21 protein-coding genes and 1 tRNA gene are annotated in these 18,396 nt (G+C 70.2%); 18 read left to right on the top strand and 4 right to left on the bottom strand.

From position 1 onward, the window contains the following. Positions 1-475 precede the first annotated feature (475 nt). From ABZ862_RS08370 to ABZ862_RS08360, 3 genes are read left to right on the top strand one after another with little or no spacing between them, the layout of a single operon-like run. Positions 476-1,240 carry a hypothetical protein gene (locus ABZ862_RS08370; protein WP_360954264.1) on the top strand — a complete coding sequence of 255 codons (765 nt, stop codon included), beginning with the start codon at positions 476-478 and terminating at the stop codon, positions 1,238-1,240. Between the two features lie 16 nt (positions 1,241-1,256). Next, positions 1,257-1,802: a GntR family transcriptional regulator gene (locus ABZ862_RS08365; protein ID WP_360954536.1), complete on the top strand. Its 546-nt coding sequence runs from the start codon at positions 1,257-1,259 to the stop codon at positions 1,800-1,802. A 1-nt stretch (position 1,803) separates the two neighbouring features. Continuing rightward, entirely contained in the window at positions 1,804-2,370 is a 567-nt protein-coding gene (locus ABZ862_RS08360; protein ID WP_360954261.1) for an HD domain-containing protein, read from the top strand. Here the strand turns inward: ABZ862_RS08360 and ABZ862_RS08355 are convergent. Beyond that, positions 2,358-2,831: an NUDIX domain-containing protein gene (locus ABZ862_RS08355; protein ID WP_360954258.1), complete on the bottom strand. Its 474-nt coding sequence runs from the start codon at positions 2,829-2,831 to the stop codon at positions 2,358-2,360. The genes ABZ862_RS08360 and ABZ862_RS08355 overlap by 13 nt on opposite strands. 2 nt (positions 2,832-2,833) lie before the next feature. Then, the gene (locus ABZ862_RS08350) at positions 2,834-3,592 is read right to left on the bottom strand and encodes a helix-turn-helix transcriptional regulator (RefSeq protein ID WP_360954255.1); all 759 of its coding nucleotides are present in this window, start codon (positions 3,590-3,592) and stop codon (positions 2,834-2,836) included. An 870-nt stretch (positions 3,593-4,462) separates the two neighbouring features. On the opposite strand from ABZ862_RS08350, the gene ABZ862_RS08345 reads away from it, so the two are divergent. The 15 genes from ABZ862_RS08345 (at position 4,463) to ABZ862_RS08275 (ending at position 16,404) form a co-directional block, all read left to right on the top strand. Beyond that, positions 4,463-4,729: a DUF6284 family protein gene (locus ABZ862_RS08345; protein ID WP_360954252.1), complete on the top strand. Its 267-nt coding sequence runs from the start codon at positions 4,463-4,465 to the stop codon at positions 4,727-4,729. Then, positions 4,726-4,920: a hypothetical protein gene (locus ABZ862_RS08340; RefSeq protein ID WP_360954249.1), complete on the top strand. Its 195-nt coding sequence runs from the start codon at positions 4,726-4,728 to the stop codon at positions 4,918-4,920. The genes ABZ862_RS08345 and ABZ862_RS08340 overlap by 4 nt, the downstream gene beginning before the upstream one ends. Next, on the top strand, positions 4,917-5,957 hold the full coding sequence (locus ABZ862_RS08335; protein WP_360954246.1) for a DUF2637 domain-containing protein: 1,041 nt from the start codon (positions 4,917-4,919) through the stop codon (positions 5,955-5,957). Before ABZ862_RS08340 ends, ABZ862_RS08335 begins: the two co-directional genes overlap by 4 nt. Then, positions 5,954-6,592, top strand: a complete 639-nt coding sequence (locus tag ABZ862_RS08330) for a GGDEF domain-containing protein (RefSeq protein WP_360954243.1) — start codon at positions 5,954-5,956, stop codon at positions 6,590-6,592. Before ABZ862_RS08335 ends, ABZ862_RS08330 begins: the two co-directional genes overlap by 4 nt. After that, complete coding sequence (locus tag ABZ862_RS08325) at positions 6,589-7,710, top strand: DNA cytosine methyltransferase (protein WP_360954240.1); 1,122 nt, start codon at positions 6,589-6,591, stop codon at positions 7,708-7,710. Before ABZ862_RS08330 ends, ABZ862_RS08325 begins: the two co-directional genes overlap by 4 nt. After that, on the top strand, positions 7,707-8,042 hold the full coding sequence (locus ABZ862_RS08320) for a hypothetical protein (protein WP_360954237.1): 336 nt from the start codon (positions 7,707-7,709) through the stop codon (positions 8,040-8,042). The genes ABZ862_RS08325 and ABZ862_RS08320 overlap by 4 nt, the downstream gene beginning before the upstream one ends. A gap of 75 nt (positions 8,043-8,117) precedes the next feature. After that, a complete protein-coding gene (locus ABZ862_RS08315) occupies positions 8,118-10,358 on the top strand; it encodes a cell division protein FtsK (RefSeq protein ID WP_360954234.1) in 2,241 nt (746 codons plus the stop codon). Positions 10,359-10,498: 140 nt separating this feature from the next. Continuing rightward, positions 10,499-10,750: a hypothetical protein gene (locus tag ABZ862_RS08310; RefSeq protein WP_360954227.1), complete on the top strand. Its 252-nt coding sequence runs from the start codon at positions 10,499-10,501 to the stop codon at positions 10,748-10,750. A 153-nt stretch (positions 10,751-10,903) separates the two neighbouring features. Further along, positions 10,904-11,098, top strand: a complete 195-nt coding sequence (locus ABZ862_RS08305) for a hypothetical protein (protein ID WP_360954224.1) — start codon at positions 10,904-10,906, stop codon at positions 11,096-11,098. Between the two features lie 20 nt (positions 11,099-11,118). Continuing rightward, positions 11,119-11,601 (top strand): hypothetical protein, encoded by a 483-nt coding sequence (locus ABZ862_RS08300; protein ID WP_360954221.1) that lies wholly within the window; start codon positions 11,119-11,121, stop codon positions 11,599-11,601. 20 nt (positions 11,602-11,621) lie between these two features. Next, complete coding sequence (locus ABZ862_RS08295) at positions 11,622-12,068, top strand: hypothetical protein (protein ID WP_360954218.1); 447 nt, start codon at positions 11,622-11,624, stop codon at positions 12,066-12,068. A gap of 88 nt (positions 12,069-12,156) precedes the next feature. Further along, complete coding sequence (locus ABZ862_RS08290; RefSeq protein ID WP_360954215.1) at positions 12,157-13,062, top strand: bifunctional DNA primase/polymerase; 906 nt, start codon at positions 12,157-12,159, stop codon at positions 13,060-13,062. Next, entirely contained in the window at positions 13,059-14,618 is a 1,560-nt protein-coding gene (locus ABZ862_RS08285; protein WP_360954212.1) for a phage/plasmid primase, P4 family, read from the top strand. The genes ABZ862_RS08290 and ABZ862_RS08285 overlap by 4 nt, the downstream gene beginning before the upstream one ends. An 83-nt stretch (positions 14,619-14,701) precedes the next feature. Further along, positions 14,702-14,905 (top strand): helix-turn-helix domain-containing protein, encoded by a 204-nt coding sequence (locus ABZ862_RS08280; RefSeq protein WP_360954209.1) that lies wholly within the window; start codon positions 14,702-14,704, stop codon positions 14,903-14,905. Between the two features lie 71 nt (positions 14,906-14,976). Further along, positions 14,977-16,404 carry a tyrosine-type recombinase/integrase gene (locus tag ABZ862_RS08275; RefSeq protein ID WP_360954206.1) on the top strand — a complete coding sequence of 476 codons (1,428 nt, stop codon included), beginning with the start codon at positions 14,977-14,979 and terminating at the stop codon, positions 16,402-16,404. A gap of 45 nt (positions 16,405-16,449) precedes the next feature. Here the strand turns inward: ABZ862_RS08275 and ABZ862_RS08270 are convergent. Next, positions 16,450-16,523, bottom strand: a tRNA-Thr gene (locus ABZ862_RS08270). Positions 16,524-16,630: 107 nt separating this feature from the next. After that, positions 16,631-18,292, bottom strand: a complete 1,662-nt coding sequence (locus tag ABZ862_RS08265) for an alpha/beta hydrolase (RefSeq protein WP_360954203.1) — start codon at positions 18,290-18,292, stop codon at positions 16,631-16,633. Between the last annotated feature and the right edge of the window lie 104 nt (positions 18,293-18,396).

Below are 18,396 nucleotides of genomic sequence, written 5' to 3'. Positions count from 1 at the left end.
GGCGACGGGCCGGCACGGTTGAGACCACCGAACGTCCGCCGATCGCCGCCACGGCCGAAATACCAAGAGAAAAGGCCCAGCTCAGGGATACGGAGCTGGGCCTTTCCACAGAGCCGCCTTCGGGATTCGAACCCGAGACCTACGCATTACGAGTTGTCCGATCTTGGTCCGTGGGCGTCCGTGGACATCTGCGACTGTGGGGAAGATGCAGGTCAACGGCGGGGATGGACGACCGTGGACGCGAGCAGAGCACGGCGGACCAACAGTCAGTTGAGACCGCAATTGAGACCGCTCGTTGTATCTCAACCACCCCGCCGCCTCGCCCCAGACCTCCAGTCCCAACCCCGCGACTACCTGCGACGCTCGACTCACGCCGAGCAGCACGACGCTCCCGCTTGTTCCCTCACCGGAAAAGCACGACCCCCCTTAAGGAGGTGGGTAGGATTAGGAAGACGCCAGCAAGAAGGAGCCATCGGTGGATGATTTCGCTTCTGAGTCCGATTTGGCAGCTTGCCGAATCCCACCTTCCGGGCTGTGCTGGTGGTGTGGGGCAGTCGCCGGTACTCGCGAGCACAAGTTCAAGCTTAGCGACCTTAAACGACTCTCGGTCGACAGTTCCGAGCCGCTAATTTGGGGAGACGGCGAAACTCAAGCCAACGTTCGCTCGCTACGGAAGAGCGACAAGGTAAAATTCAGCGCCAACCTTTGCGCAAACTGCAATAATTCACGTAGCCAAAAATTTGATTTTGCCTACGAAAAGTTTAGCGACTACGTCTGGCAGCGACAAAAGAGCCTGTGGCGGGCACGCTACATCGACATGCATCAGATCTACGGTGCGAACTGGGGAGACGAGGTGCTAAACCTGGCTCGGTACATCGTCAAGCACGCTGGATGCCGGATCGCGAATGACGGCTTTCCCGTACCGCCAGCGTTCTCCGATTTTCTAAACGGAGCCAACTTCCTAAATAATTTCCATGTCTGCGCCTTCAAAAATCCCCTCGTATATCGCGCACAACGACAAATTTCGGGAGTAAAATGTGACCCGTTCGGGGTATGGATCGGACCGATGACAGGTCGTGTAAATCGACACAAGAAGACACTCGCCGGTTTTGACAGCACACTATCCATTGGGTTCATCGGATTCGCCTATCGCTGGTACGCCGACGTCCCCGACACGGACCCTTTCTACCTTTACCGTAAAGCGCGAATTCACCGACTTGATCGAATTCCTGATTTTTGAGATCCCGAACCGGAAAATGTCGCTTCGGCCGCCTGCCGCATCGCCTTCAGGACGTGGGAAGCTTGAGCCGGACCGTGAGCCAGGCAGGGAGGGACAGTACGTGTCGCAGCCAGCGAGCCCCCGGGGGACCTTCTTGAAGGTCGCAGACGCAGTGAGAGCCCTGATCCAGGCCGACCCAGACATGACGCAACTTCCCTCCCTGGCTGAAGTCATGAATGACCACAAGGTCTCGCGTGGGGTCGCCCTCCGCGCGTTCGGTGTGCTGAGGCAGGAAGGCGTGGCCGAACCAGCGCCGGGGGGTCGGTGGCGTGTCGTACGCACGGGTGCAGGAGTGGACCGGCGCCCGCTCGATCAGCAGATCGCGGACATCATCACGGCTGAGGGACTCGAAGCAGGGGAAGCCTTCCCGAGCGCTTCCGCGCTGGCCGATCGGTTCGGGGTATCCCGTCCCACTGTGACCAAGGCACTGGAGAAGTTGGAGACCGCCGGCGTCCTGGCGGGGGGAGGACAGGGCAAGGTGCGGACCGTCCGTACCGTGCCGACGCGAGAGGAGCGTTCCTAGCTTGCCGAAGTTGACAGAGTGGGCCTATCCCCTGGCGGAGTCCCTACTCGCCGAACCTCTGCCGCGCCGTTGGCGACATTGTCTCGGGGTCGCAGAGCGAGCGCGCACCCTCGCGCTCATCCTTGACCAGGACGCGGATCTACTGGAGGCCGCGGCAGTCCTGCACGACATCGGGTATGCGCCGGATCTGGCCAAGACGGGTTTTCACCCGCTGGACGGCGCACGCTATCTCCGGGACGTGGCCGGGGCGGACAAGCGGGTCGTCAACCTGGTTGCCCACCACTCCGGCGCGTGGATGGAGGCGGAGGCCCGCGGTATGCGCGAGGAGCTGGAGGGCGAGTTCTCGCGCGAGAGTGAGCACCTGAATGACGCCCTGTGCTACTGCGACATGAACACCACGCCGGACGGCACGCCGACCAATCCTGTCGACAGGATCAACGAGATTGCGGGACGGTACGGGCCCGACAGCCTGATCGGGAAGTTCATCCGACGCGCGGAACCCGAGATCCATATGTGCACGTCCCGCGTCCTCGAACGGGTTGCCGCGGCCAAGCGTCAGCCGATGTAGGGCACCGTCCTCGCCCGGTCCATGGCGTGCTCGATGCGGAGCCGCATGGTCGGGTGGACGTCCAGCGCCGTCAGGTCCGCGGGGTCGACCCAGCGGACCTGAGTCGTCTCATCGCTGGTCCGGAGTTCGCCCCCGACCGGCCGCGCGCGGAAGCAGATGCTGAACTGCTGCCTCACCTCCCCGTCGTCGTACTGCATCACGTGGCCGGGGTCGGTGTAGAGCCCCGTGACGTCGACGACTTCCGCCTTGATGCCGGTCTCTTCCCAGACTTCCCGTACGACGGTGTCGCTGATGGACTCCCCGACGTCGTGTCCGCCGCCGGGCAGAGCCCACCGCCCGTTGTCGGAGCGCTGGATCATCAGCACGTGCCCCGCCTCGTTCTGCACGAACGCGACGACGGAGGGCACGACCGAGTTGGCCGGCGGGGCAGCAGGGTCATGGAGGTAGTCGATTCGTCCCATGCTCAGACTCCTGTGATGTCTTGGTCCGTGACCTGGCGGGCACCGCCCCAGGTCTGTTCGATGCTATTCGCATAGGTGTCGAACAGGCCGCCGCCCGGCAACCGCCGCAGGTGGAACACGGGCGCCATGTAGGCGCCGATCCCGTAGACGTGGGGGTTCACGAGCATCTCGTCATCGGACCGATAGATGGAGTTGTAGAGCGTCGTCGCATGGAGCCTGAACCCGATCTCGGGGTGGCTCGCGAAGAGTGGCCGGTAGTTCACCAACGCATTACGGATCTTGCCGTCCATGATCCGGTGTCCTTCGTCGACACCGCGTTGCCGGACGGCCTCACAGTCCGGGTCCCCCAGCAGGATGCGCACTTGGGTCGACCCTCGGACCTTCTTCTTCAGAAGATCGTGGAACAACGGATCTTCGGACAGGAAGAGCCCGGAGTAGACCAGAACGTCTAGGTTGGCCTCCGCTCGCGCATAGATGTCACGCCAGAGCCCAGACGGCACGGTGTGCCGGTGCGGGTAGACGGCCACGATCTCCGCCTTGGACAGATCCGTCGCACTCTCGACCGCACGGTCGTCGTCCCAGAGCGTTGTCACGTCGACCTTGAGCACTGCCGCCGTCGCGTACTGGTGACGCCGGTACGGCACCTTGCCCTGCGTGATCCAGCGTTCGACCGTCTTCGGACTGACCTCGATCGCTTCAGCGAGACCCTGCACGGTCATACCACGCGCGAGCAGGGCGGACCGTAAACGCTCGTTCGACATCTGCACCCCCGTAGGGACTTCTAGGGACCTCTTGACCGTAGCCACAAGTCGCACAGCTGTCCACGCATGGGGTGCCCAACTCCCCTGACCAGCAGCGATTCTGAATGTGCGCCAAGAAGTTCCGGCGCGAAACCGAGAGGGCCCGTCGCGGTACTTGACGAACCCTCATGCAGTACCTGTAAAACAGGTACTGCAAGCCGGATGCGGCAACCCAGACGGGGCGCCGCGTACGGCGTGCCTGCACAAGCCGCGCCCGGAGGAAAGCCCGCAGGGGTGAGTACGAAGGAAGCGCCAGTTGATTGAGAACTCCACAGAGTGCCTAGTTCGACGGGGTGTGACCCCCCGTCCCCGTATCGGCCCGGGTGACGGCCGTTGGCGGCCCCTTCGCGGCAGGAGAACGCGTTCTGCCCTGCGTGTCGGCTCTGGAGAAACGCCAGGGGATCGGTGGGAACCGGACCCCTTGCGCGCCACCCGCCACGCGCCGCCCTGCTGGCGTCAGAACAGCGACGATGACGCGCCCGACTCCCCCGGCTCGGGGCCGGTACTCCGTGGCAACGGCGTACCGGCGAAAGCCGTGTCCCGCTTCGTGCTGGAGGTCGGTGTGAACCGACGACATACCTGGGGCGCCGCCGCGACGGACCGGCCGCCGGCGTCCGCATCCTGCCCGGTCCATCTCTTCCGGATTCCGCAGCACTGAAGTGCTGCGGCCGGTTGCCTCCCCCGCCCGTCCGGCCCGCACGATGTGCGGCGGTCGTACGGGCGGGGTGGGGGAGCCGAGATCGTCCCGGCTTCAACGGCGAGCACCCTCCGGAGGGCGAACTCCGGAGGGTGCGGTTCGGGCCGTTCACCCTGCGAGAGGAACCACGACCCATGAAGCACATCGGTGCTGTTCGGGCGGTTGTTACCGCCGACGACTTCGACCGCGAGCCGACGGCCGCGGAGTTGGACGCGATCGAGCAGGAGATGCCGCTGATCCTGGCGCGCGTCGACCTGTTGGACGCGCAGATCATCACCCTGGACCGCCCCCCGTCCGAGCTGGACGCCCGCCGGCTGCGCCGCGCCCGCCGCAAGGTGCTCGCCGCCCGCCGGACTCTCGCCAACACCGCCGCCGCGACCGTGCCCGGTGGTGCGGCATGAGCGCCCGGACGCCGTCCCCGACGATTCACGCCCTGGCCCTGGTCCTGGTGGGCGTCGTCATCGCACTCACCGCGTCGATCACCGCCCTGGTGACCGGGCACCGGCCGCTGATGGTCGTGGCCGCGGTCGGGTTTGCCCTCCAGGTCGCCGGTTGGGTGGCCCACGGCCGCCGGAACGGCGGCGGGGCATGAGCAGCAACGAGACGGGACGTGCGGCGGTCCCGCCGCTGACGCGCCCGGAGATGGGCCTGGCCGGTCTCGGGGCGCTCGCCGCCGCGGGCGTCGGCGCGCTCGGGCTGATCGCCTCCTTCGACGCGGTGTCGGCCGCGGCCGGGCGGTGGGGGTTCGGCGAGCCGTGGATGCTGCCGATCGGCATCGACACGGCGATCCCGGTGTTCACCGTGGCCAATCTGCTGCTGATCCGGATGGACATGGCGTTGGCGTGGGTGCGGTTCGTGCCCTGGCTGCTCACCCTGGTCACCTGCGGCCTGAACGTGGCCGCGGGAAACAGCCTGTGGGCGAAGGTCGCACACGGCACCATGCCGCTGCTGTGGGTGGTGTTTTCCGAGATCGGCGCGCACGTCTACGCCGTGCGGATCGGCGCCGCCACCGGACGCAGGATGGAGAAGATCCGGTTCTCCCGGTGGGTGCTCGCCCCGGTGTCGACGTTCGCCCTGTGGCGGCGCATGACCCTGTGGGAGGTCACCTCCTACAGCCTGGCGCTCGGCTGCGAGCGCGAGCGGCTGCTTGCCCGTGCGGACCTGCGCGAGCGCTACGGCACCTGGTGGCGGTGGAAGACGCCACGCCGCGAGCGGGTCATGCTCCGGATGGGCGAACTCACCCCCGCCGCGCCGGAGCCGACACCGGCACCCACGCCCCTCACGCCCGCCCCAGTCCCGGAGCTGGCCCCCGCCCCGGCGGATGCGCCCAGGACTCCCCGGCCGGCTCGCCCGCGCAGCCCGAAACCGCGGGGCAAGGCCAAGCCCGCCCCGGTGCAGCGCACGGCGGGCGAGCTGCTCGCCGAAGCGCGCACGCTCACCGCCGACTGGCCGACGGACCAGATCAACGCCGAAGCGCTGCGCAAGGCGCTGCGCTGCGGCTCGGGCCCGGCCCGGCAGGTGCGTGACGCCCTGCTCGCCGACCCCACCGCAACCCCCGCCGCGCCCGTCGTCGACACCGACGCGCCCGCGCTGGCGTCCAGCGCGGTGGCCGAGGAGGTGGCCGCATGAACACCCCGGTCATAGTCCTGTTAGCCGTGCTCCCACTCGCCGCAGGGTGGGCGGCGCACGTGTGGTGGCTGCGCGCCTGTCTGAACACCGCGCGGCGTGACCCGCTCACCGGGCTGCGCACCCGCGACGGCTTCACCCGCCGCGCCACCCGCCTGTTACGGGACCCGCGGGCGATCGTCGTCCTCGCCGACGTCGACCGCTTCAAGCGGGTGAACGACACGTTCGGGCACGCTGCCGGGGATGCGCTGCTGAAGGCGACCGCGGACCGGCTCGCCCGCCACGCCGGACGCTCCGGGGTAGCCGGACGCCTGGGAGGCGACGAGTTCGCCGCCGTCCTGCTCGACGAGCACGGCACCGCCGCCGATCTGCTCGCCGTGCTGCACCACGCCCTCGCCCGCCCGGTCGACGGGCAGGACCCCGACATGCGGACCACGGTGTCGCTCGGCTGGGTGCGCGCTGCCGACTTCCCCGCCGATGACCTGTCCGGGCTGCTGCGGCGGGCGGACGAAGCGATGTACGCCGCCAAACAGGGCCGCACAGGCGCCCGCCGGGCGGGACTGGGGCGGCTGTTCGCCACCGTCGCCGGACGGCGCTCCGGCCGCACCGGCGCCCCGAGCATGGGGGTGGCGGCGTGAGCGGCCCGCGGATCGGCTCGGTGTGCACCGGGTACGGCGGGCTGGACATGGCCGTCCGGGCGGTGTTCGGCGGGGAACTGGTGTGGGTGGCGGACAACGACCCCGGCGCCGCGCTGATCCTCGCCCACCACCACCCGCAGGTTTCCAACCTGGGGGACATCACCGCTCTGGACTGGCACGGCGTCGGACCGGTCGACATTCTCACCGGGGGCTACCCGTGCCAGCCGTTCAGCACGGCGGGCAAGCGGAAGGGGACCAAGGATGAGCGGCACATCTGGCCGTACATCGCCCGTGCCCTTGGCGTTCTACGACCCCGGCTCGCGGTCTTTGAGAACGTCGCAGGGCACCTTTCTCTCGGATTCGACACCGTCCTCGCCGACCTTGCCGCCGGCGGGTTCGATGCGGAGTGGTGCTGTCTGCGCGCGTCCGACGTCGGCGCAGCCCACCGCCGCAACCGGCTCTTCCTGCTCGCCTGGCCTGCCGACCCCGACGGCCCGGGACTGGCGCGGCGGTGGGCAGCGCGGACAGCTCCCGACCGCCGTCACGTCGCTGCTGCCGACCCCGTCGACCTCGGAGAGCACCGGAGCCGGACACGCGGCGCAGGGCGGCATGAACCTGCGCCACGTCGTCTCGCTGCTGCCGACCCCCAGGGCGTCGGCGAACGAGAACCGGCAGACCAAACGCTCCCCCTCTCAGGAAGCCGGGACGCACGGCAGGAGCCTGGCCGCCGAGGTGGGCTCGCTGCTGCCGACACCGAGGGCGACGGACGAGAGCAAGGGCGGCCCGAACCAGCGCGGCAGCAAGGGCGACCTGACACTCCCGTCGGCGGCGCACCGGATTGGGGCACCTACGCCCCCGCCGTCGCGCGCTGGGAGACGGTCGTCGGCCGCCGCGCCCCCGGGCCAGTTGACGCTCTGGGACGGCTGAACCCGCCCTTCGTGGAATGGCTCATGGGCCTCCCCCCGGGGCACGTCACCGCCGTCCCGGACCTGTCCCGCACGGCGCAGTTGAAGGCGCTCGGCAACGGCGTGGTGCCGCTCCAAGCCACCGCCGCCCTGCACCTCCTGCTCGACCGCACCCTCCCTGTCGACGGCCCGGCTCTGGGGGTGGCGGCATGAGGTCACAGCCGATCGTCGGCGGCGCCGTCTTCACCACCGTGATGCGGGTGGCCGGCTACCGCTGCCAGTGCGGCGGGGAGTGCGGCAACCCGCACGGACGGGACGGCGGGCGCTGCCCGCGCGAGCACGACCACTACACCAGTAAGCACGGCCGACGGGTCCGGCTCATGGCCGCCCCGGTCGACCCGCTCGCTTCGGACGTCACCGCGGCCGCACTGCCCGCGAGCGGACTGCGGGCGTGGTGCCCCGACTGCCACACCGCCGCCGCCCGGCTCGCCCGCAAGCACCTGCCCGCCGCCTGTGAGGACCAGGGCGGCCTGTTCGACCTGTAGCCGACCGGGGCCCGGTCACAACCCGCCAAGACCGCGACCGGGCCCCGTCGTCCCTCCCGAGAGAAGGAACCCTCAGTGAAGCACCCCGACGACGACAACGAACTCTTCGACCGGCTGGAAGCCGAACTGTCGGCCGACTCGCACGCCGAGGTGGTCGACCTCGACAAGGCCCGGTCGGCCCGCACCGGGTCGCCCGACCCGACCGCCCGACCCGCCGCCGACCGGTCGGCCGACTCGCAGCCCGACCCGGAGCCTGTCCGGTCGGGTGACGGGTCGGGCGACCCGACCGCGCCCGTGATGGTCGACCAGCCCACCCCGACCGCGGCCGGGCCCGGCTATCTCGGTCGGCTCGCCGCCGCGCAGCGCCGGGCGGTCGTGCCGGTGTGGCTGCGCTCGCTCGCCGAACTCAAGACGGCCACGGGGTGGGTGGCGCGGCACTACGCGCACGCCGCCGGGTACCACGCCCTTCGTGCCCCGGTCTACGCCGCCCGGCTCGCCCTCCAGGCCCCGACCGGGGCCGCCCGCTTCGTGGGCGGCGCGATGCGGTGGGTGGCCGACCGCGAGGGCGAGCCGGTCCGCCTGGCCGCTGTCCGGCGTGAGGATGCCGCCGAATACCTCAAGCTGTCCCGGCAGCGCGACGGCCGGGTCCGGCTGCGGACCCTGGTGATGGTGCTGGGCATGTTCACCGGGCTCGCCGTCGCTCTGGCCGTCTACGTGCTCGCCCCGGAGTGGCTTCAGGCCCTGTCGGTCGGCGCCCTGGTCATGGCGCTCGGAGCGGTCGGCCGTCGGGCGGACGCCCCGGTCGTGCACCGCGCGGTGGAGCTGCCCCGGGCGACCAAGCTGACGTCAGACATCGTGCTGCGGGCCCTGGGGGCGCTCGGTATTCCGGCGATCAATCAGGCGCAGGGCAAGGGGCGGGACGGGTTCGAGTTCACCGCCCCGATCACCCGCGACGGCCCCGGCTGGCGCGCGGAGGGAAACCTCCCCTACGGCGTCACCGTCACCGACATCATCGAAAAGCGGGACCGGCTCGCGTCCGGGCTGCGCCGCCCGCTGGGCTGCGTGTGGCCGGAGGCGGTGCCCGACGAGCACACCGGGCACCTCGTGCTGTGGGTCGGCGACCAGGACCTCTCCCAGGCGAAGAAACCCGCCTGGCCGCTGGCCAAGTCGGGAATGGTCGACCTGTTCAAGCCCGTCCCGTTCGGCACCGACCAGCGCGGACGCTGGGTCGACGTCACCCTCATGTACATCGCCGGGGTCATCGGCGCCATCCCCCGGATGGGCAAGACGTTCCTCCTGCGGCTGCTGCTGCTGATCGCGGCGCTGGACCCGCGGGCGGAACTGCACACCTACGACATGAAGGGCACCGGCGACCTGGACCCGGTCGGCGACAACGTCTCCCACCGGCACGCCGCCGGCGACGACGACGAAGCCATCGGCTACGCGCTCGCCGACTGGCGCGCGCTGCGCGAGGAACTGCGCCGCCGCACCAAGGTGATCCGCTCCCTGCCCCGCGATGTCTGCCCCGAGTCGAAGGTGACCAGCGCCCTCGCCGACAAACGCTCCCTCGGGCTGCACCCGATCGTGGTCGGGGTCGACGAGTGCCAGGTGCTGTTCGAGCACCCCGAGCACGGCAAGGAGTTCGAGGAGATCGGCACCGACCTGGTCAAGCGGGGCCCGGCCACCGGCATCGTGCTGCTGCTGGCCACGCAGCGCCCGGACGCCAAGTCGCTGCCCACCGGCATCTCCGCGAATGCGTCCGCCCGCTGGTGCATGAAGGTCATGGGCCAGACCGAGAACGACATGGTCCTCGGTACGTCCGCCTACAAGCGCGGGGTGCGGGCGACCATGTTCGCCTGGGGTGACAAGGGCCTGCACTACTTCGTGGGCGAGGGAGCCGACGCCCGGATCGTCGCCGGAACCTTCGTGGACGCCCCCGGCGCCGCCGCCGTCGCCGCCCGCGCCCGCAAGGCCAGGGAAACGGCCGGGCTGCTGTCCGGGTACGCGCTCGGGGAGGCCCCGGAGGCGGTGACCGGCCCGTCCTACGACCTGCTCGCCGACATCCTCGCCGTCGTCCCGGCCGACGAGGCCAAGGTGTGGTCGGAAACCGTCGTCACCCGGCTCGCCGACCTGCGACCGGAGGTCTACGCCGGCTGGGACCCCGAAGCCCTCACCGCGGCACTGAAGCCGCACGGCGTGTCCACGGTTCAGGTGGGCCGCCGCATCGGCGGCAAGTTCACCAACAAGCGCGGTATCGACCGCTCCCACATCACGACCGCGATTGCGGAGCGTGACGGAAAGCGGGACGCGGGCTGAGGCTCCGGAGCCGCTATCGATAGCGGCACGCCCTGCTATCGATAGCGGCCCCGCTAGCACCCCAAAGCCCGCGTGATCAGGCCGCTAGCGGATAGCGGCCCACCTGCGCAAACCCCCGAAACACCACCCGGAGGGCCCCGATGACCCCCATCCTCGTTGCTATCGCCTGCCCGATAGTCGCCACGATCTGTTACGGCGGGCTGTGTGCGGTCTCGCCGTTCGGCGACTGCCGCAGGTGCCGCGGCATGGGCCACGCGCTGAAGACGGACCGCAAGGGCCGCCTCAAGCGCGGCAAGGACTGCCGCCGCTGCAAGGCGACCGGCAAACGCATCCGCGCCGGCCGCTGGCTCTACAACCGCTGGGCGCGCGTCTACCGCGCCGGAACCGGCTGACACGGCGACCGGCGACCGCCCGTCATGAGACGGACCCCGCATCACGCAGACGCCAGGCGGGCGCGGTCGCCGGTCCTCGCCCCGAGCTTGCCGGCACCCGGGCCCCCGCAGCCTATCCACCCCTCCCCATCGCTTGAAAGCGAGATTGCCGCCGTGCTGTTCACCGTCTCCGCCGTGCTGCTGTTCGGCACCGCGTCCGCGTTCGCCGTCCGCACCCGCTCCGCCGGGGCGGGCGCCGCCGCCGTGCTGTTCCTGTTCGGGTTCTTCACCGCCGGGACCGGCGCCGAAGAGCCCATCCGCGCCCTCGTCGAGGCGTTCGCCCACGCCGCCAACGACCTCGCCAACTGACCCGCAGGGAGCCCACCGTCATGACCGAACCCCTCCCCGTCCCCCGGACGGACACGCCCGCGGTCCCCGCGCCCGCATACGTCCCGGCGCCGCTGAGCCCCTACGAGCCCGCCCCGGCGGGCGTCGAACTCGCCGCGGAGCGCGGCCCGGTGGTGTGGGTGCCGGACGCCTACGGGCGCATGGTCCCCATGCCCAAGCACCTCGCCCCGCCCCCCACGCCCATGCCCGAGCCGCGCGACCTCACCCCGCTCCCGCTGCTGGACCCCGTCGCGCAGCGCTTCGTGGGCGCCGGTATCGGCGGCGGCGCGCTGGCCGCCGGGGTCGGCTACGGCGTCGGCGAGATCGTCAATGCCGCCGCCGGATTCGGCTCCGGCGCCCTCATGTGGGCCGCCCTCGCAGTCCTCGCCTGGCGCATGCCCATCCGCGCCGTCCACGGCGGCCGGAACGGCAGCACGGTCCACATCCGCAAGGCCGTCATCAAGCGCAGCCACTTCCACGGCTGAACACCCCACCGAGGAGAACCGTGTTCGAGATCCGCGTCATCTGCGACCCCGCCGACACCGACCGCGTCAGCGCGGCCCTGGCCCAAGCCTTCACCGTCGGCGCGGTGCGCCGGCACCCCACCCGCGACGGCGAGCGGCTGCGCCTGTACGTCACGGCCGACCACCACACCGGCCCGTGGCCGACGCCGGAAGAGGCGTACGCCCTCGCCCCGAGCATCGTCCGCGAGATCGGATGGACCGCCGACCAGGCCGCCAGCAAGCCGTTCGGCACCGCGCTGCCGCGCGACTTCTGGCTCCGCAAGGCCGCCCTCCTGGACCGCATCGCCCTGCACGACGTGGGCGACGACACGGCCGAGGTCGCGACCGAGGCCGCCGAACGACTGATGCGCCTGGACGACGCGGCCGTCATCTGCGACCCGCGCCACTACGTCCGCCAGCAGTACGCCCACTGGATCAACCACCAGTAGCCACGCCAAGGGCGGCCCCCACCTCACGCCAATGACGCGGGGCCGCCCTTGCCAACCAGCACCAACCAAGGAACTGGAGACACCCAGCATGACCCAACCCGCCACCGTTCGGCGAGCACCCACCCCGCCGGACCCGCTGCGCACCGCGCTCGCCCTCGCCGCCCGCGGCGTGCCCGTGCTGCCCCTGCGGGCGGGGAAACGGCCGTTCGGCAACTGCCCCGACTGCGCGGGCAGCGCGTGCGGCGACCGCCCCCACATGCGCGCCCAGGGCCCCTGCTGGTGCCCGGCCCCCTGCCACGGATGGGCCGCCGCCACCACCGACCCCCACACCCTCACCTCCCCCGCATGGGCCCCGGCGTGGCGGCGGGCGCATGGCGTCGGCTACCACCCCGGCGGCGCCGGCGTGACCGTCGTCGACCTCGACGACCCCGCCGCCGTCGCCTGGGCCCACGCCACCCTGCCCGCCACCCGCACCGTACCCACCACCCGCGGGGAGCACTGGATCTACCGCGGCGTGATGCGCTCCGCCAACGCCGTACGCCCCGGCGTCGACCTCAAGTCCCACATGCAGTACGCCCGATGGCTCGGCACCGGCACCGGGCACATGACGGAACTGCCGCCGGCCGTGCGCGCCCTGCTCGTGAGGGAAGACACCACCCCGCCCCGGGCAGGGGTGGTGTCTTCCCTCCTCGCACGGCCGGTGTGGGACCGGTCGGTCGCCACCGGATGCCGCCACACCGAACGCTTCGTGCGCACCGGCCTGGAACGGGGCCTGGCCCTGGTGCGGGCCCGGACCGAGTCGGGTGCGGGGTCGCAGGCGTTCGGCGCCGCGCGGTTCCTCGCCGTCCAGCACACCGCCTGTCCCGGCCCCTGCGGGCTCGCCGTGCTCGGGGAGGAGATCGTGGCCGCCGCCGTCGCCGTCGGTGTCCCGGAGCCCTACGCCCGCCGCGCCGTCGCCAACGGACTCGACACCGGCCAGGGAGCCGCCGCATGAGCACCCGCCCCACCACCGGCCCGCACGCCGCCGAACCCGCCCCGCCCCCGATGGGCGTGGGCGAGCCGACAGGCGCCGCCCGCAAGGGCGTCCCCACTGCCCCTGGTCCTGAGCCGCGGGCGGAGGAGCTGCCGCCGCCGTCCAACCCCCTCGCCGTCGCGCGCCGGCTGCTGCCTGACTGGCAGACCGAGGACGGACAACTCATCTGCCGCCGCTGGCGCGCCTCCTGGATGCGCTGGAACGGCGCGAGCTGGCGTGAGGTGGACGACGCGCAGATGCGCGCGGACCTCTACCGGCGTTTGGAGCACGCCGTCTACCTCGCCCCCGGCAAGGACGGACAGCCCGAGGAACGGGACTGGGCGCCGACGAAGCAGAAGATCGGCAACCTTCTGGACGCGCTCGGGGCCGTGACGCTGCTGCCCACCGGCACCGACGCCCCTGCCTGGCTCACCCCCACCGGCCCGGACGCGCCGGAGGACGGCGGGCCGATCGTGGCGTGCGCGAACGGGCTGCTCCGCATCCGCGACCGCGCCCTGCTGCCGCACACCCCGGGCTTCTTCAACCTCGTGTCCGTGCCGTTCGCCTACGACCCGCACGCCACCGCGCCGGCGTGGGAACGGTTCCTCACGCAGCTCTGGCCCGACAACCCCGACGCCGTCCGAGCGGTCCAGGAATGGTTCGGCTACGTCCTGTCCGGCCGCACCGACCAACAGAAGATCCTTCTCATGGTCGGCCCGACACGGTCCGGCAAGGGCACCATCGCGCGTGTGCTGAAAGAGCTGGTCGGCAAGGAGAACCTCGCCGGGCCCACCCTCGCCGGACTCGGCTCGAACTTCGGGATGTCGACCCTGATCGGCAAGCCGCTCGCCGTCATCTCCGATGCCCGCCTGTCCGGCAAGGACGGCGGACAGGTGGTCGAACGGCTGCTCACCCTCTCCGGTGAGGACACCATCGACATCGACCGCAAGTTCCGCGACCTGTGGACCGGCAAGCTGCCCACCCGGCTGATGATTCTGTCCAACGAGCTGCCGCACTTCGGCGACTCCTCCGGCGTCATCGCCCGCCGGTTCGTCGTGCTCACCATGACGGCGTCCTGGCTGGGCAGGGAAGACACCACCCTGACCGACCGGCTCACTGCGGAGATGCCCGGCATCCTGAACTGGGCCCTCGACGGACTCGCGCGCCTTCAGCGCAACGGCCGGATCACCGAACCGTCCTCCAGCCGTGAGGCCGTCGCCACCATGCAGGACACCGCCTCACCCACCAGCGCTTTCATCCGCGAGCGATGCACCGTCGGCCCGACATACAGCGTGCCCGTCGACACCCTGTGGAGCGTCTGGCGCGAGTGGGCCGAGGACAACGGCGTCCCGCTCGGCACGAAGCAGATGTTCGGCCGCAACCTCCTGTCCGTCGTACCCCAGCTCAACCGCACCCGCCCCCGCGACGCCTACGGCCGTCAGGTGATCACGTACCGGGGGATCACGCTCGCCCCGCGCGAGACACAGTCCGTTGAGTCGCGACTCAACGCGTCTCAAGACCCTTCCGAGAGCCGTTGAGTGCCGATGAGTCGCCACTCAACGCAATGTGAATCCAACTCCGCTCCGGCCCTGGGTCCGTTTCATCACGGAGGTGCACCCCGATGAGTACAGCCATCGAGCCGATCACTGACCAGTTGCTCTACACCCCCGAAGAGGCTGCCCGAGTTCTGCGCTTCGGCCGTTCCACCGTCTACGAGCTGATGGCAGAGGGCTCCCTGAGGTACGTCAAGCGCGGTCGTTCTCGCCGGATCCGCCGCAGCGACTTGGAGGCGTTCGTGAACGGCCTCGAACCGGTCGCTGCCTGACGCGCACGAGCACACCCCAACTACGGCTCCGGGCCCTGTGCCCGGGGCCGTTTCGCTGCACAGAGGAAAACATGAGCCCCCGCCCCAAGAAACCGAACATGGAGTCATCCATCTACCTGGGCAACGATGGTTGGTGGCACGGTCGCGTCACCATGGGCGTCAAGGATGACGGCAGCTACGACAGGCGCCACCGCCGGGCCCGGACGGAAACCGAAGTGCGCCGCAAAGTCCGCGCGTTGGAGGAGCAGCGGGACAGGGGCCGCGCTCCCAAGGCGGGACGCAAGCCGACCGTTGAACAGTGGATGAGCACCTATCTGACGAACATCGCGTCCCTGAAGCTCAAGCCGCGCTCCTTGGATGACTACTGGTCCAAGACCAGGAACGACATCATCCCCGGTATCGGAAAGCACCGGCTCGACAAGCTACAGCCGGAGCACCTGGAACGGATGTACCGCGTCATGCTCGACGAGGGGCACGCGCCGTCCCATGTGCTGAAGGTGCACCGGATCCTGTCCCGTGCCCTGAAAATCGCCCACCGCCGGCGCCTCATCGTGGAAAACGTGGCCACCCTCGTGGACCCACCCACAGTCGACGAGACTGAGGCGAACCCCTTCACTACCGAAGAGGCCAAGGCGTTCCTGGAGGCCGCCGCCAAGCGCCCCACGTTCATGCGGTGGTGCGTCGGCGTCGGCATGGGCTTTCGGCAGGGTGAGACCCTGGGCCTGAGGTGGTCGTACGTCGACCTCGAAAGTGAGCTGTTCCGCCCCGAGTGGCAGCTTCAGCGCCTTACGTGGCGGCACGGCTGCGCAGACCCGCATGGGTGCGGCGCCAAGTTCCACCGGTTCGAGCCGTGCCCACCGGACTGCGCTACCCACAAGGGCTACAAGCGCGGGTGTCCACCACCGTGCCCGAGCGGCTGTGTGAAGCACGCTCGCGCCTGCCCCGAGCGCAAGAACGGCGGTCTGACTTTCACCCGTCCCAAGACCAAGAAGAGCCGCAACGCCGTGCCCATCCCGCCGCCGTTCATCCCGTATCTGCTCCAGCACAAGGCGCGGCAAGACGAGGCACGGGACGCGGCCGGGGAAGCCTGGCAGGAACACCATCTGGTTTTCACCCGCCCCGACGGACGTCCGCTCGACCCGCGGCAGGACTGGCAAGAGTTCAAGGAACTGTTGGAAGAAGCCGGAATCGACGACCGTCGTCTGTACGACGGGAGTCGTCACACCGCCGGAACAATCCTGAACGAACTCGGGGTGGACATGCCCACCATCATGGAGATCCTTCGGCACACCCAGATCAGCCAGACCCGGCGGTACGTAAAGGGACGCTCGCACCTGTCCAAGGATGCTATGAGGCGCATCGGCAACACCTTCATGCCGGACGCTGGACCCGGCCCGGAGTCTCAGCCGCAGCCACGTCCTGAGCCGTCCGTTGAGACCAGGATTGAGACCACGGACAGCCGCACGGCCCGCGCCCGCCGCCGTCGTCGTATTCGATGAACACAAATGCCCAGGTCAGACAGTGTCTGACCTGGGCATGAAGAGAGCCGCCTTCGGGATTCGAACCCGAGACCTACGCATTACGAGTGCGTTGCTCTGGCCATCTGAGCTAAGGCGGCAGGCCGTCCGCACCATGGTGCGATCGGCAACGTCGGTAAGTCTACACAGTTTCGGAGGGTGCTCCGAACAGGGCCCGGAGGGGCGGGTTCCGGGGTGGGCGGAGGGGTCAGGAGCAGCGTTTTCCGTTGACGGGCGGGGTGCCTTTGAGGAGGTAGGCGTTGATCGTGGAGTCGATGCAGGTGCTGCCGCGGCGGTAGGCGGTGTGGCCGTCGCCGTCGTAGGTGAGGAGACGGGCCGAGGTCAGCTGGCGGGCCAGGGCGCGGGCCCAGGGGTAGGGAGTGGCGGGATCCCGGGTGGTGCCCACGACGACGATGGGGGCGGCGCCGCGTGCTTCGATGCGGTGCGGTTCGCCCGTCGGACGCACCGGCCAGTACGCGCAGCTCAGGGAAGCCCAGGCGAGTCCCCGGCCGAAGACCGGGGACGCCTTCTCGAAGGCGGGCAGGGCTTCCTCCACCTGTTCGGTGGTCGTGTAGGCCGCGGGCAGGTCCAGGCAGTTCACGGCGGCGTTGGCGGACATCAGGTTCGTGTAGCGGCCGTCGGCGTCGCGCTCGTAGTAGCTGTCGGAGAGGACCAGCAGGCCGGCGCCGTCGTTCTCCTTCGCCGCCGAGGACAGTGCCTCACGCAGCTGGGGCCATGCCGACTCGTCGTACATCGCCGCGATCACGCCGGTCGTGGCGAGTGCCTCGCCGAGTCTGCGGCCGTCCGCGTCGCCGGTCGGGAGGGGGCGGGCGTCCAGTCTGCGGAAGAACGCCTTCAGGGCGCGGGCCACTCCGGAGGGGGGCGTGCCCTGGTGGCCCAGGGTGCAGTCGGGGTGCCGTACGCAGTCCTTCGCGAAGGACTGGAACGCCGTCTCGAAGCCCGCCGTCTGGCCGAGGTTCATCCGGCGCGCCGGGAGTGAGGGGTCCATCGCGCCGTCCAGCACCAGTCTGCCCACCCGGGACGGGAACAGCCCGGCGTAGGTCGCCCCGAGGAAGGTGCCGTAGGAGGCGCCCACGTAGTTCAGCCGCCCGTCGCCCAGCACCGCCCGCAGGATGTCCATGTCCCGGGCCGCCTCCTCCGTGGAGACATGGCGCAGCAGGCCCGGCGAGCGGGTGCCGCAGCCCTCCGCGAACTTCTTGTCCGCGGCGACCAGCGCCTCCGTCTCCCGCGCGTTGTCGGGGGTGGGGTCGGTCTGGGTGTACGCGTCCATCGCGCGCCCGTTGAGACATTCGACGGGCTCGCTCCGTGCGACGCCGCGCGGGTCCATCGCGACCATGTCGTAGCGGGCGCGCACCTCGGCGGGGTAGCCGATGCCGGCGTACTGCTCCAGATAGCCCACCGCCGAGCCTCCGGGACCGCCCGGGTTGACCAGGAGCGAGCCCAGCCGTCCGCCCGGACCGGTGGCCTTCTTCCGTGCCACGGCCAGCCGTACGTCTCCCGCGGAGGGCTTCGCGTAGTTCAGCGGTGCCTTCAGCGTGGCGCACCGGAAACCCTCCGTTCCGCAGGGCCGCCAGGTCAGATGCTGCCGGTAGTACGGAGCCAGAGCGGGCGGCGTCGCCCTCGGCAGCGGGGACAGCAGCGCCTGCGCGGCGGCGGCCGCGGCCGTCGTGCCCGGGGAGGTCGCCGCGGGGCGGTCGGCGGAGCAGGCGGTGAGGAGGAGGGCCGCGGTGGCCGTCGCCGTGGCGGTGAGGGCGGCCAGGGTGGCGCGTACGGGTGCGGGCCCGAGACGGCGGGAGGCTGCGGGGTGAGGGGGAGTGACGGTGCGGGCGGAGGAGCGCCTGAGGTGCATCCATCGATGGTAACCCTGCGTGATCAGGCTTGGGCGATCCGTATCGATTTCCGCCCATACGGGTTACGGAGTCAACTCAGCGTGACCAGAAAGGGCGCCGACTA

Source organism: Streptomyces sp. NPDC047000 (genome assembly GCF_040644295.1).
Classification (GTDB): Bacteria; Actinomycetota; Actinomycetes; order Streptomycetales; family Streptomycetaceae; genus Streptomyces.
The sequence above is the reverse complement of the archived record's forward strand: the minus strand, read 5'-3'. Positions and strand labels throughout refer to the sequence as shown.

Excerpts from the sequence above, each read along its gene's own strand:
- ABZ862_RS08350 (WP_360954255.1), bottom strand. The coding sequence starts at position 3,592 with ATGTCGAACGAGCGTTTACGGTCCGCCCTGCTCGCGCGTGGTATGACC.
- ABZ862_RS08365 (WP_360954536.1), top strand. The coding sequence starts at position 1,257 with ATGTCGCTTCGGCCGCCTGCCGCATCGCCTTCAGGACGTGGGAAGCTT.
- ABZ862_RS08280 (WP_360954209.1), top strand. The coding sequence starts at position 14,702 with ATGAGTACAGCCATCGAGCCGATCACTGACCAGTTGCTCTACACCCCC.
- ABZ862_RS08320 (WP_360954237.1), top strand. The coding sequence starts at position 7,707 with ATGAGGTCACAGCCGATCGTCGGCGGCGCCGTCTTCACCACCGTGATG.
- ABZ862_RS08355 (WP_360954258.1), bottom strand. The coding sequence starts at position 2,831 with ATGGGACGAATCGACTACCTCCATGACCCTGCTGCCCCGCCGGCCAAC.
- ABZ862_RS08275 (WP_360954206.1), top strand. The coding sequence starts at position 14,977 with ATGAGCCCCCGCCCCAAGAAACCGAACATGGAGTCATCCATCTACCTG.
- ABZ862_RS08340 (WP_360954249.1), top strand. The coding sequence starts at position 4,726 with ATGAGCGCCCGGACGCCGTCCCCGACGATTCACGCCCTGGCCCTGGTC.
- ABZ862_RS08345 (WP_360954252.1), top strand. The coding sequence starts at position 4,463 with ATGAAGCACATCGGTGCTGTTCGGGCGGTTGTTACCGCCGACGACTTC.
- ABZ862_RS08265 (WP_360954203.1), bottom strand. The coding sequence starts at position 18,292 with ATGCACCTCAGGCGCTCCTCCGCCCGCACCGTCACTCCCCCTCACCCC.
- ABZ862_RS08285 (WP_360954212.1), top strand. The coding sequence starts at position 13,059 with ATGAGCACCCGCCCCACCACCGGCCCGCACGCCGCCGAACCCGCCCCG.
- ABZ862_RS08300 (WP_360954221.1), top strand. The coding sequence starts at position 11,119 with ATGACCGAACCCCTCCCCGTCCCCCGGACGGACACGCCCGCGGTCCCC.
- ABZ862_RS08335 (WP_360954246.1), top strand. The coding sequence starts at position 4,917 with ATGAGCAGCAACGAGACGGGACGTGCGGCGGTCCCGCCGCTGACGCGC.
- ABZ862_RS08310 (WP_360954227.1), top strand. The coding sequence starts at position 10,499 with ATGACCCCCATCCTCGTTGCTATCGCCTGCCCGATAGTCGCCACGATC.
- ABZ862_RS08330 (WP_360954243.1), top strand. The coding sequence starts at position 5,954 with ATGAACACCCCGGTCATAGTCCTGTTAGCCGTGCTCCCACTCGCCGCA.
- ABZ862_RS08290 (WP_360954215.1), top strand. The coding sequence starts at position 12,157 with ATGACCCAACCCGCCACCGTTCGGCGAGCACCCACCCCGCCGGACCCG.